Genomic DNA, 11,565 nt, shown 5'->3' on the forward strand with positions numbered 1-11,565 from the left:
ATCGAAGGGATATCGCTATGGCGACCACTCGTACCGCGACGACCCAGTGGAAGGGCGCGCTCCTCGACGGCTCCGGCTCGGTGTCGCTGGACACGTCCGGCGTCGGCACGTTCGACGTCAGCTGGCCATCGCGCGCCGAGGCGGCCAACGGTAAGACCAGCCCCGAAGAGCTCATCGCGGCCGCGCACTCCTCGTGCTTCTCGATGGCCCTGTCGCACGGCCTCGCCCAGGCGGGCACCCCGCCGCAGACGGTCGAGACCAAGGCCGACGTGACCTTCCAGCCCGGCCAGGGCATCACCGGCATCGTCCTGTCGGTCAAGGCCCAGGTCCCCGGCATCACCGCCGAGGAGTTCCAGACCGCCGCCGAGAACGCCAAGGCCAACTGCCCGGTCAGCAAGGCCCTCACCGGCACCGAGATCACCCTGAACGCCGAGCTCCTCAGCTAGACGTTCCGTCGAAGGCCCCCGTCCACCAGGCGGGGGCTTTCTTCTTTCCGTTACGGCTCCGCCTGCCCCGGCCCCGCCCGCCGCCTCCGCAACGCGCCGCACCCGGCGCTGACCACCCGCTCCCGCACCGCGCCGCGACGCCGGATCACCAGAACCGGAACCGCAGGATCTGGCCTGCCACGTCGTGCCCGGCGAACTCGGACCGCAGCGCCTCCCGCAGCGACCACCGGTCGACCCGGACGTTCCATTCGGCCCCGGCCCTGCCGAGATCGAACTCCGCGTAGGTCTCGTTCTCGTAGTGGAGGGTGTAGGCCGTGACCCGGCCCGAGGCGAGGTGCAGACGCCCGGTCCAGCTGCGCTCGGCGGGTTCTCCCGGGTCCTGGTCCCAGAGTTCCCACCGCAGGTAGAAGGGACCAGGACCGTATTCGAGGAACAGCAGGCCGTTTCGCCCGGGGGTCAGCCAGTCGGGCCCGACGTCGTGCCGCCGCTCGATGTCCCACACGCCGGGTTCGCCGGGGCCCGCGCCGATGTCGGTCACCCCGTAGAGGTGGTCGAGCGGGACGACGTCGGATAACCCGGCGAGCAGTCTCATCGGGCCAGGATGTCGTCGAGGTTGTAGGCCACCGGCACGTCGAGCTGCTCGTAGGTGCACGACTCGGGGGTGCGGTCGGTGCGCCAGCGGCGGAACTGCGCAGTGTGCCGGAAGCGCGCCCCCTCCATGTGGTCGTAGGCGACCTCGATGACCAGCTCGGGTTTCAGGGGGATGAACGACAGGTCCTTCTTGGCGTTCCACCGTGAGACCGCGCCGGGCAGCCGCTGCCCTTCGGGCCCGCCGCCGACCCCGGCCCCCGCCCAGGCGGCCCACTCGCCCCAGGGGTGTTCGGCGGGGTCGTCGACCTTGTAGGGGGCGAGCTCGGCCACCAGCTCCTCGCGGCGCTTCATCGGGAACGACGCCGACACGCCCACGTGATGGAGTTTGCCGTCGTCGCCGTAGAGGCCGAGCAGCAGCGAGCCCACGATCGGGCCCGACTTGTGCTCGCGGTATCCGGCCACCACGACGTCGCAGGTGCGTTCGTGCTTGACCTTGAACATCACCCGTTTGTCGGGCTCGTAGGGCAGCCCGCCGGGTTTCACGATGATGCCGTCGAGCCCGGCGCCCTCGAACATCTCGAACCATTCGAGCGCCTGCTCGTGGTTGGTCGTGATCGGCGTGAGCCGGATCGAGTCGCCGGCCTTGGCGGTCGCCTCGACGAGCAGCCGCCGCCGCTCGGAGAACGGGCGGTCCATCAGGTTCTCGTCGCCCAGGGCGAGCAGGTCGAAGGCGATGAACGAGGCGGGCGTCGACTCCGACAGCAGCTTCACCCGGGAGGCGGCCGGGTGGATGCGCTGCTGCAACTGGTCGAAGTCGAGCGCCGGACCCCGGGTGACCACGATCTCGCCGTCGAGCACGCACCGCTCGGGCAGCTCGCGCTTGACCGCCTCGATGACCTCGGGGAAGTAGCGGGTGAACGGCCGCTCGTTGCGGCTGCCGAGGAAGACGTCGTCGCCGTCGCGGAACACGATGCAGCGGAAGCCGTCCCATTTCGGCTCGTAGAACAGGGTGCCGTCCTGCTCCGGCATCTTCTTGACCGCCTTGGCCAGCATGGGCGAGACGGGCGGTTGTACGGGCAGGGTCATGACCCCTCCTCCGATCGGTCCCGGACATAGCGGCAGAACAGCGAGCCCTCCTCCTCGAGCACCCGGGCCAGCGTGAACCGGGCGTGGGAGGCGGTGCCGTTGAGCACGCGGGCGGCGTCGCCGCCGATCATCAGGGGGGAGACGGTCAGGCACAGCTCGTCGACGAGGGAGGCCGCCGCCAGGTGGGCGTTGAGCCGCGGGCCGCCCTCGCACAGGATGCGCCCGAGGCTCCGGGCGCGCAGCGCGGCGACCGCCTCGGCCAGGTCGACGCGCTGCTCCCCGGCCACGATCACGTCGGCGTGGCGGGCCGCCTCGGCTCTGCGGTCGGCGGGGGCCGACTCGGTGGTGATCACGATGGTGCGCGACTCGGGGGCGCACTCGGTGAACAGGGCCCCGCCGAGGTCGAGGTCGATCTTGCGGGTGATCACGGCCACCGGCGGCGCGGCCGGACGCCCCTCGCGCAGCGGACGCCACGCGTCGCGGGGCTTGGAGGGCCCGTAGCCCTCGATGCGGACGGTCGCCCCGCCCGCCAGCACCACGTCGGCCAGGCCGCGCAGCACCATGAAAACCCGCCGGTCGCCCGGCGAGGACAGCCCCTTGGACAGGCCCTTCAGCCAGGCGCCGCCGTCGGCGCTGGCCACCATGTTGAGGCGCAGCCACTCGGCCTGAGGGTAGGCGTAGACCGACGGGAGGTCGGGGTCGTCGGCCGGCTCGGGATGTATCTGGCGCACGACCCCACCCTGTCACAGCGGTCCGACAACTAGGGAGGACCTCCCGGGGAGTAACGGTTTGATGTCAAGCGGTCGCCGATTGTCAGGTTCGGTGTTGGATCGAACCAGATGTGGTCGGAGGGGGTTTTCGTGCCGCTTGTCGTGTTGATCGTGTGGGTGATCGCCGCATCCATCGGGGTCTACCTGCTCTACCTGTGGTTACGCGGTGGAGGCCTGCGTCAGCAGGCCACCAAGGTGACCCGGTTCCCCAAGGCGCTGATCTTCAGCCATCCGCTGCTGGCGGTGACCGGGCTGGCGTTGTGGGCGGCCTTTATGGTCACCCGGATCAGCGCCTACGCGTGGGGCTCGTTCGGCGCCTTGTGCCTGGTGGCGCTGCTGGGGTTCGTGATGTTCACCCGCTGGCTCGGCGGCGGCAGGCACGCGCGCGGGGCCGAGCACCGGTTCCCGGTGGTGGCGGTGGGGCTCCACGGGCTCGCGGGGGTGAGCACGTTCGTGCTGGTGCTGCTGACGGCGACCGAGCTGACCCGCTAGCGGCGCACCGCCCGCAGCACCCGGAACGACCGCGCCGCCACCTCGACGTCGGCACCCGTGTGCCGCACGTCGGCCGGGGGCTGCCCGGCGCCGCCCGTCTCGGCGGCGGTGTCGAACAGGGACTTCCAGCTGACCGCGAAGTCGCGGCCCGGCAGGGTGAACGTCAGGCTCTCGTGGTGGGCGTTGATCAGCAGCAGGAACGAGTCGTCGGTGATGCGCTCGCCGCGCGGGCCCGGTTCGCTGATCGCGTCGCCGTTGACGAACACCGCCACGGCCTTGGAGTAGCCGGCGTGCCAGTCGGAGTCGTCCATCTCCTTGCCCGCCGGGGTGAGCCACACGATGTCGCGCACCCCGTCTGACTGCTCGCGGCCGGAGAAGAAGCGGCGGCGCCGGAACACCGGGTGGTCGCGCCGGAAGGCGGCGACGGCCCGGACGAAGCCGAGCAGCTCCGATTCGGTGTCGGCCAGCGACCAGTCGATCCAGGAGACCTCGTTGTCCTGGCAGTAGGCGTTGTTGTTGCCGCCCTGGGTGCGGCCGAACTCGTCGCCCGCGGTCAGCATCGGCACGCCCTGCGACAGGAACAGGGTGGCCAGGAAGTTGCGGCGCTGGCGGTGGCGCAGCGCGGTGACGTCGGGGTCGTCGGTGGGGCCCTCGACCCCGCAGTTCCACGAGCGGTTGTCGTCGGAGCCGTCGCGGTTGCCCTCGAGGTTGTCGTCGTTGTGCTTGCGGTCGTAGGAGACCAGGTCGGCGAGGGTGAAACCGTCGTGGGCGGTGACGAAGTTGATGCTGGCGATGGGGCGGCGGCCGGAGGTCGCGTACAGGTCGGAGGAACCCGTCAGCCGGGAGGCGAAGTCGGGCAGCGTGGCGGAGGAGCCGCGCCAGAAGTCGCGGACCGTGTCGCGGTACTTGCCGTTCCACTCGGTCCACAGGGGCGGGAAGTTGCCGACCTGGTAGCCGCCGGGGCCGACGTCCCACGGCTCGGCGATCAGCTTGACCTGGGAGATCACCGGATCCTGCTGGATGAGGTCGAAGAAGGCGCTCAGGCGGTCGACGTCGTGGAGCTCGCGGGCGAGCGCGGCGGCCAGGTCGAAGCGGAAGCCGTCGACGTGCATCTCCAGCACCCAGTAACGCAGCGAGTCCATGATCAGCTGGAGCGCGTGAGGGCTGCGCACGTTCAGGGAGTTGCCGCAGCCGGTGTAGTCGAGGTGATAGCGGCGGTCGGCGTCCTGGAGCCGGTAGTAGGAGTTGTTGTCGATGCCGCGGAAGCCCAGCGTGGGCCCCATGTGGTCGCCCTCGGCGGTGTGGTTGTAGACGACGTCGAGGATCACCTCGATGCCCGCCTCGTGGAGCGACTTGACCATGGCCTTGAACTCCAGCACCTGCTCCCCGCGCTGCCCCGAGGAGGAGTAGGCGTTGTGGGGGGCCAGGTAGGCCATCGTGTTGTAGCCCCAGTAGTTGGTCAGCCCGCGGGCGACCAGGAAGTGCTCCGGGACGTACTGGTGGATCGGCAGCAGCTCGACCGCGGTGACGCCGATCGACTTCAGGTGGTCGACCACGGCCGGGTGGGCCAGCCCCGCGTAGGTGCCGCGCAGGTCTTCGGGCACCTCGGGGTGGAGCCGGGTCAGGCCCTTCACGTGGGCCTCGTAGATGACCGTCTGGTGGTAGGGGATACGCGGCGGCCGGTCGTTGCCCCAGTCGAAGAAGGGCGAGACCACGACGTTCTTCGGCATGAAAGGGGCCGAGTCGCCGAGGTTCAGCCGCCGGGGGTCGGCGAAGTCGTAGGAGAAGAGGGACTCGTTCCACTTGACCTCGCCCTCGATCGCCTTGGCGTAGGGGTCGAGGAGGAGTTTGGCGGCGTTGCTCCGGTGGCCCTGGCGCGGGCTGTAGGGGCCGTGGACCCGGTAGCCGTAGCGCTGACCAGGGGTGATTCCGGGCAGGTAGCCGTGCCAGACGAAGCCGTCCATCTCGGGGAGGTCGATACGCGTTTCCTCGCCCGCGTCGTCGAAGAGGCACAGCTCGACCCGCTCGGCCACCTCGCTGAACACCGAGAAGTTGGTGCCCACACCATCCCAGGTGGCGCCGAGCGGATAAGGCTCTCCAGGCCAGACGTCGCGCATGCAGGTCCCATTCTCGCTTCCCGGGATTTTCCCTACCCGTTCATCCGATTTAACACAGGTAGGAGCCCAGCCCGAAAGGAGCGGGGAAGGCACAAGAACGGATCATCGGTCGCGGTCCTTCGAGGGCTGCACCCGCTTGGGCTCCCCGGGCATCTTCGGGTAGTTGGGCGGATAGGGCAGGTCGCCCCGCCCGTCCTTCTCGTAGACCTCCAGGAGGCCCGTCAGGTCGCAGGCCACCTCGTCGATGCTTTCGTGCGGGTCGCCGATCTCGGCGAACCGGGCCGGCATGGTGCGGAGCGTGAAGTCGGCCGGGTCGCACGACTCCAGTTCCTCCCACGTCACCGGGGCCGAGACCTGCCCGTCGGGCCGGGCCCGCACCGAGTATGCCGCCACGACGGTCCGGTCGAGGGCGTTCTGGTTGAAGTCGATGAAGACGCGCTCGCCGCGCTCCTCCTTCCACCAGGCCGTGGTCGCCAGGTCGGGGACCCGTTTCTCGACCTCCCGGGCGAACCCGATGCCGGCGTATCTGACCTCGGTGAACGTCCAGCGGGGCTGGAGGCGGACCGAGATGTGGATGCCCCGGTTCCCGGACGTCTTCGGGAAGCCGACCAGGCCCAGGTCGGCCAGCACCTCGCGGGCGGTGAAGGCGACCCGGCGGGCCTCGTCGAAGCCGGTGCCGGGCTGCGGGTCGATGTCGATGCGCAGTTCGTCGGGGTGGTGGAGGTCGGGCACCCGGGCCGCCCACGGGTGGAAGTCGATCGTGCCCAGGTTGGCGCACCAGGCGATGCCGGCCACCTCGGTCGGCCGGAACGCGTCGGCGGTGCGGCCGCTCGGGAAGCGCACCTCGGCGGTCTCCAGCCAGTCGGGGTGCTTGGGCATGCGCTTCTGGTAGATCGCGTCGGTCTGCACCCCGTCGGGGTGCCTCTTGATGTACGTCGGCCGGTCGCGCACCGCCCGCATGATGCCGTCGCCGACGCTCAGGTAGTACTCGACGAGCTCGCGCTTGGTCGCGCCGATGCCCGGGAAGTAGACCTTGTCGGGATTGGTGACCTTGACGGTCCGTTCCCCGGCCTCGATTTCGATGAACGGCGAAGGCATGTTCGAACCCTACCCATCGGGAAGGTTCCACCCCCCGAGTGGGTTGGATCAGGTGGAATCCCGTCCAGAAAAGGCTGGTGGCTGATGAACAAGGTCATGAAGACGGACGCCGAGTGGCGCGCCCAGCTCAGCCCCGAGGAGTACCGGGTGCTCCGCCAGGCCGGCACCGAGCGGCCCTTCACCGGGGAGTACGTCGACACCAAGACCGAGGGCGTCTACTCCTGCCGCGCCTGCGGCGCGGAGCTGTTCACCTCGGACGCCAAGTTCGAGTCGCACTGCGGCTGGCCCTCGTTCTACGAGCCCAGCGCGGGCGACCACGTGACCCTGATCGAGGACCGCAGCCTCGGCATGGTGCGGGTCGAGGTGCGCTGCGCCTCGTGCGACTCCCACCTGGGCCACGTCTTCCACGGTGAGGGCTACCCGACCCCCACCGACGACCGCTACTGCATCAACTCCGTCGCGATCTCGCTCAGGACTTCGGCTTCGGATAAGTGACCCGGCAGTCGTCCTTCGGGCCGAGCACGTTGGCCAGCACCGGGTTGCCGTTGCCCCCGGTGCGGGCCTGCACGAACACCACCCGCTTCTTGACGCCGAGCTCCGCCAGATACTGCATCCCGCGCTCGCAGAGCCGCAGGGACGCCGGGGAGTTGTCGGACGATTCAGGTAAGTCGGTGTAGATGCGCAGGTAGGTGCCGGTGGTGCGGATGTCGGTGATGTGGCCGTGGGTCGCGTCGTCCCAGCGGTCGTCGAAGTAGGCGAGCGCGTCCTTGTCGGAGTACTTCGACTCCTTGCGCTTCGCCTTCTTCTCCTCCTTCTCGGCCGGCGGCGGGGCCTGCGCCGCCGGGGCGACCGCCGCCGTCGTGGGCTCCTCGATCGAGGCGGTGCGTATGGGGGCCTGTTCGCCCCGCGCCGCCAGGAGAGGCACCACGACGGCCGTCACGCCGAGCCCCAGGCACGAGACCCCGACGACCACTTCGGCGGTCCGAGATCGCGACCTGCGGCGTTTCCCCGTGGATCGTGCCATTTTCATCATTTGCCCACGAGTATGCCAAGAACTGGGGCTTACGGCAGGGCGTTGACGAGTTCGGTGACCGGTTTGCGGCTGCCCGTGTAGAAGGGGATCTCCACCCGGGTGTGCTCACGGGCCTTGGCGCCGCGCAGGTGACGCATCAGGTCGACGATGCGGTGCAGCTCGTCGGCCTCGAAGGCGAGCATCCACTCGTAGTCGTTCAGCGCGAAGCAGGCGACCGTGTTGGCGCGCACGTCGGGGTAGTCGCGGGCCATCTGGCCGTGCTCGGCCAGCATCGCCCGGCGCTCGGCGTCGTCGAGCAGATACCACTCCAGCGACCGCACGAACGGGTAGACGCACACGAAGCCGCGCGGCTCCTCCTCGGCCAGGAACGCCGGGATGTGGGACTTGTTGAACTCGGCCGGGCGGTGCAGCGCCATCGCCGACCAGACCGGCTCGCTGGCCCGCCCGAGGGCGGTGCGCCGGAACCGGGCGTAGACCTCCTGGAGGTCTTCGGGGGTCGGGGCGTGCCACCAGAACATGAAGTCGGCGTCGGCGCGGAACCCGGCCACGTCGTAGGCGCCGCGGGTCACCACGTCTTTCTGCCCGAGCTGCTCGAAGAGCTCGGCCACCTCCTCGGCCACGGCGTCGCGTTCGGCCGGGAGGCCCTCGCGCAGCCGGAAGACCGACCACATGGTGTAGCGGATCACGTTGTTGAGGTCACGCGCCTTGAGCCGCGGGGTGCCGTCCGTCATGCCGCCATTCTGCCCGGGGATCCAGGTGGTCGAGAATCCGGGCGGCCGCCATGCGGGCGGTCGCGGCCGTGGCCGGGATGCCGACGCCGTCGTAGGCCGCCCCGCACACGGCCAGGCCGGGGACCGCCGCCACCGCCGCGCGCACGCGGGCGACCCGGTCGTTGTGGCCGACGTCGTACTGCGGCAGCGCGCCGCCCCAGCGGGTGACCCGGGTGTCGGCCGGGAGGCCGCGTACCCCCATGATCTCGGTCATCTCGTTCATGGCCAGCGCGACCAGCTCGGCGTCGTCGCGCTGGAGCAGCCGCTCCTCGCCCAGGCGGCCGAGGGAGCAGCGGACGAAGACGTAGCCGTGGCCGCCCAGGTGGGGCCACTTCACGCTGGAGAAGGTGACCGCCTTCACCGCGCGGCCCTCGACGGGCGGGGTGAGGTAGCCGCTGCCGCTCGGGACCTGCGGGAACGCCTCGATCGGGTAGGCGAGGGTGACGATCGCCATGCTGGCGTACTCGATCCTGGCCAGTTCGGCGGCGGCCTTGGGCACCTCGCGGTCGAGCAGGCGGGCGGCCGGGGTCGCCGGCACGGCCACCACGACCGCGTCGGCGTCGAGGGTGTGCTCGTCGCGGGTGGGGCCGGTGGTGAGCCGCCAGCCGGAGGGCGTACGGGACAACTCCCGGACCATCACCCCGGTGCGGACCTGCGCGCCCGACGCGGCGGCCAGCGCGGGCGGCAGGCTGCCCATCCCGTTCTTCAGCGAGGTGAACACGTGGCCGGGGTTCTGCGGGGCGGCGCCGGTGATCTCGCGCACGGCCCGCAGCAGCGACGCCTCCGACCGGGCCGCCGCGGCCACCGCCGGCATGGTCGCCTCAAGGGAGAGCCGGTCGGCGAACCCGGCGTAGACGCCGCCGAGCAGCGGCTCGACCAGCCGGTCGACCACCTCGTCGCCCATGCGGGCCCGGATGTAGGAGCCGACCGAGACGTCGGTCGTCACGAGGGTCGCGGGCAGCACCTGGTCGAGCGGCACCCGGGCCAGCCCCGCCGGTGACAGCACCCCCGAGCGGGCCAGCGCCACCAGGTCGGACGGCACGCCCATGACCTGGCCCTTCGGCATCGGCCGCAACTCGCCCCGCGACAGGATGGACGCGCTGGTGGTGCCGGGGTCGACCAGGTCGCCGCCGAGCCCCGCCAGGCGGGCCAGCTCGACGCCCTCGGGGCGGCGGGCCAGCAGGGCCTCGGCGCCCGCGTCGACCGGCACCCCGGCCACGTCGGTGGCGACCAGCTTGCCGCCGATCCGGGCCGCGCCGTCGAGCACGGTCACCCTGATCCGGTCGTTCCTCAGGTGCCATGCGGCGGCCAGGCCGGCGATGCCGCCGCCCACGACGACCACGTGAAAGCGCTCCATGACCATCACCCTAAGGCCGTGACTGAGTCGTGACGCGCCGCGCAAAACCGTTCACGCACGGCGGACGTCAATGGGGCATGAACACTTTGCGCTCACGCGCGGTACTGCCGCTGGTGCTGGCGGCGTTCCTCCTGACGGCGTGTGGGGCCGACGGCGGTGAGTCGGCGAGCGGCGTCGCCGACATGCCCGCCTCGGCGCCTTCGGCCGCGGCCGAGCAGGCGGCGCCCGCACCCGCGGCCCGCGAGGCGGACCAGAGCGGCGGTGGGAGCGACGCCAAGTCGGCCCCCGCCGACGCCAACGTCACGGTCGCCCCCGCCGACCGGGCGATCATCTACACGGCCGAGATGACGGTCCGGGCCAAGGACGTGGCCGCCGCCGCCGAATCGGCCAAGCGCATGGTCACCGAGGCCGGCGGTTACGTCGCGGAGGAGCGCTCCAACTCCTTCTCGTCCCGCCAGGAGTCGACCATCACGTTCAAGATCCCGCCGGGCCAGTACCCCGGGACGCTGAGCCGCCTGGGCAAGGAGCTCGGCGAGACCGAGCAGCTGCACCAGGGCACCCAGGACGTCACCGGCGAGGTCGCCGACGTCGCGGCCCGGGTGAAGTCGGCCGAGGCCGCCGTGGCGCAGTTCCGGACCCTGCTCACCAAGGCCGAGAAGATCGGCGAGATCATGGACATCGAGCGGGAGATCCAGTCCCGCACCGCCGATCTGGAGGCCCTCCAGGCCCGGCAGAAGTCGCTGGCCGAGCAGACCGGCATGGCGACGGTGACGATCACCCTGGTCGGCCCGTCGGCGCCGCCGGTCAAGCCGGTGGAGGAGGAGACGGGCTTCCTGGCCGGCCTGAAGGCGGGCTGGACCGGCCTGAAGAACTTCGCCGAGAGCCTGTCGACGATCGTGGGCGCGCTGCTGCCGTGGCTGGTCGTGCTGGCGCTGCTGGGCCTGCTCGCGCTGCCGTGGTGGCGGCGGACGCGCCGCGAGCAGCAGAAGGCCCCGGCCCCGGCTCCCGTCGCGCCCGTGGAGGCGCGGGACGAGGAGCTAGTCGAAAAGGAATGACCTCCAGTGCGGTGGCCCGGCGTCGCGGGACTCGTACCAGCCCTGCTGGTTGCGGATCCGGGCGTCGGGCCACAGCAGCACCCAGGAGGCGTGGCTCGGCATCAGGTGCCGGTCGGCGGGGTTGTAGACGACGAACTCCCTGGTCCCGAACGCGTCGAAGAAGAACCTGGGCAGCTCGAAGGAGAGGTCGTAGGACTCCCCGCCCTTCGCGTAGTGGTAGCGCTCGACCCCCCGCACCCCCGGCCGGTAGTCGGGCCAGACGGCGGTGAGCGCGTCGGGGTAGCCGCCGTGGTCGGCGTGCCGCTTCTCGACGGCGGCGATCATCTCGGCGGCGTTGGCGACGGCGGTGGCGCGGGCGTAGGCCGTCAGCGGCCGGTTGAGCACGGCCTGCCCCGCCAGCGCGACGAGCGGCAGCACCACGAAGTAGACCGGCGAGGGCCGCCGCGCCAGCACCGCCACCCACAGCGCGAGCGCCGCCAGCCCGAGGAGCGGGCCCGATTCGGCCGCCGCCGCAGCGGAGACCGCCAGCGCGGTGACCGTCAGCGCGACGGTCTGGGCGACCCGCCAGAACCGGTTGCGCGGCCAGGCCAGCAGCGGCGCCGAGGTGAGCACGGCGAGCAGGCCCACTCCCCCGAAGATCTGCACCAGCGTCGACAGGGGCAGCGCCAGGGGGTCGTACCCGCCGGGCAGGAAGGGCGAGGCGATGAGCAGGAGCAGTAACGCCGAGAGGAGAGCGGCCCGCATGGGGTC

The 11,565-nt window shown here is 71.0% G+C and carries 13 protein-coding genes; 4 read left to right on the plus strand and 9 right to left on the minus strand.

The features are described 5' to 3' along the window. Window positions 1-17: 17 nt before the first annotated feature. A complete protein-coding gene (locus AW274_RS03815; RefSeq protein WP_062333993.1) occupies window positions 18-446 on the plus strand; it encodes an OsmC family protein in 429 nt (142 codons plus the stop codon). Window positions 447-591: 145 nt separating this feature from the next. Here the strand turns inward: AW274_RS03815 and AW274_RS03820 are convergent, their stop codons facing one another. The 3 genes from AW274_RS03820 to AW274_RS03830 are packed head-to-tail and all read right to left on the minus strand — an operon-like array spanning window position 592 to window position 2,854. Further along, window positions 592-1,038 (minus strand): hypothetical protein, encoded by a 447-nt coding sequence (locus AW274_RS03820; protein WP_062429357.1) that lies wholly within the window; start codon window positions 1,036-1,038, stop codon window positions 592-594. Continuing rightward, a complete protein-coding gene (locus AW274_RS03825; RefSeq protein ID WP_062429359.1) occupies window positions 1,035-2,123 on the minus strand; it encodes an ATP-dependent DNA ligase in 1,089 nt (362 codons plus the stop codon). The genes AW274_RS03820 and AW274_RS03825 overlap by 4 nt, the downstream gene beginning before the upstream one ends. Next, a complete protein-coding gene (locus tag AW274_RS03830) occupies window positions 2,120-2,854 on the minus strand; it encodes a pyrimidine reductase family protein (RefSeq protein ID WP_062429361.1) in 735 nt (244 codons plus the stop codon). Before AW274_RS03830 ends, AW274_RS03825 begins: the two co-directional genes overlap by 4 nt. 129 nt (window positions 2,855-2,983) lie before the next feature. Between AW274_RS03830 and AW274_RS03835 the strand changes: the two genes are divergently transcribed. Next, entirely contained in the window at window positions 2,984-3,385 is a 402-nt protein-coding gene (locus AW274_RS03835; protein WP_063813112.1) for a hypothetical protein, read from the plus strand. On the opposite strand, the gene glgX is transcribed toward AW274_RS03835, so the two are convergent. Both glgX and ligD read right to left on the minus strand, forming a co-directional pair. Continuing rightward, window positions 3,382-5,502 carry a glycogen debranching protein GlgX gene (glgX, locus tag AW274_RS03840; protein WP_062429365.1) on the minus strand — a complete coding sequence of 707 codons (2,121 nt, stop codon included), beginning with the start codon at window positions 5,500-5,502 and terminating at the stop codon, window positions 3,382-3,384. The two genes, AW274_RS03835 and glgX, sit on opposite strands and share 4 nt — an antisense overlap. A gap of 102 nt (window positions 5,503-5,604) precedes the next feature. Beyond that, window positions 5,605-6,600, minus strand: coding sequence for a non-homologous end-joining DNA ligase (ligD, locus tag AW274_RS03845; protein WP_062429367.1), 996 nt, complete (start codon window positions 6,598-6,600; stop codon window positions 5,605-5,607). A gap of 84 nt (window positions 6,601-6,684) precedes the next feature. Between ligD and msrB the strand changes: the two genes are divergently transcribed. Next, the gene (msrB, locus tag AW274_RS03850; protein WP_062334011.1) at window positions 6,685-7,095 is read left to right on the plus strand and encodes a peptide-methionine (R)-S-oxide reductase MsrB; all 411 of its coding nucleotides are present in this window, start codon (window positions 6,685-6,687) and stop codon (window positions 7,093-7,095) included. Here msrB and AW274_RS03855 read toward each other — a convergent pair. From AW274_RS03855 to hemG, 3 genes are read right to left on the minus strand one after another with little or no spacing between them, the layout of a single operon-like run. Further along, window positions 7,070-7,624 carry a hypothetical protein gene (locus tag AW274_RS03855; RefSeq protein ID WP_157519751.1) on the minus strand — a complete coding sequence of 185 codons (555 nt, stop codon included), beginning with the start codon at window positions 7,622-7,624 and terminating at the stop codon, window positions 7,070-7,072. The genes msrB and AW274_RS03855 overlap by 26 nt on opposite strands. Before the next feature lie 38 nt (window positions 7,625-7,662). Next, window positions 7,663-8,364 (minus strand): hydrogen peroxide-dependent heme synthase, encoded by a 702-nt coding sequence (gene hemQ, locus AW274_RS03860; RefSeq protein WP_062429371.1) that lies wholly within the window; start codon window positions 8,362-8,364, stop codon window positions 7,663-7,665. Continuing rightward, window positions 8,330-9,766: a protoporphyrinogen oxidase gene (gene hemG / locus AW274_RS03865; RefSeq protein ID WP_063813067.1), complete on the minus strand. Its 1,437-nt coding sequence runs from the start codon at window positions 9,764-9,766 to the stop codon at window positions 8,330-8,332. Before hemG ends, hemQ begins: the two co-directional genes overlap by 35 nt. A gap of 71 nt (window positions 9,767-9,837) precedes the next feature. Between hemG and AW274_RS03870 the strand changes: the two genes are divergently transcribed. Continuing rightward, window positions 9,838-10,815 carry a DUF4349 domain-containing protein gene (locus tag AW274_RS03870; protein ID WP_083973811.1) on the plus strand — a complete coding sequence of 326 codons (978 nt, stop codon included), beginning with the start codon at window positions 9,838-9,840 and terminating at the stop codon, window positions 10,813-10,815. Here the strand turns inward: AW274_RS03870 and AW274_RS03875 are convergent. Continuing rightward, window positions 10,798-11,559 (minus strand): hypothetical protein, encoded by a 762-nt coding sequence (locus AW274_RS03875; RefSeq protein WP_062429375.1) that lies wholly within the window; start codon window positions 11,557-11,559, stop codon window positions 10,798-10,800. The two genes, AW274_RS03870 and AW274_RS03875, sit on opposite strands and share 18 nt — an antisense overlap. Window positions 11,560-11,565: the final 6 nt, after the last annotated feature.

The sequence above is a fragment of the Herbidospora daliensis genome, assembly GCF_001570585.1.
GTDB classification, from domain to species: domain Bacteria; phylum Actinomycetota; class Actinomycetes; order Streptosporangiales; family Streptosporangiaceae; genus Herbidospora; species Herbidospora daliensis.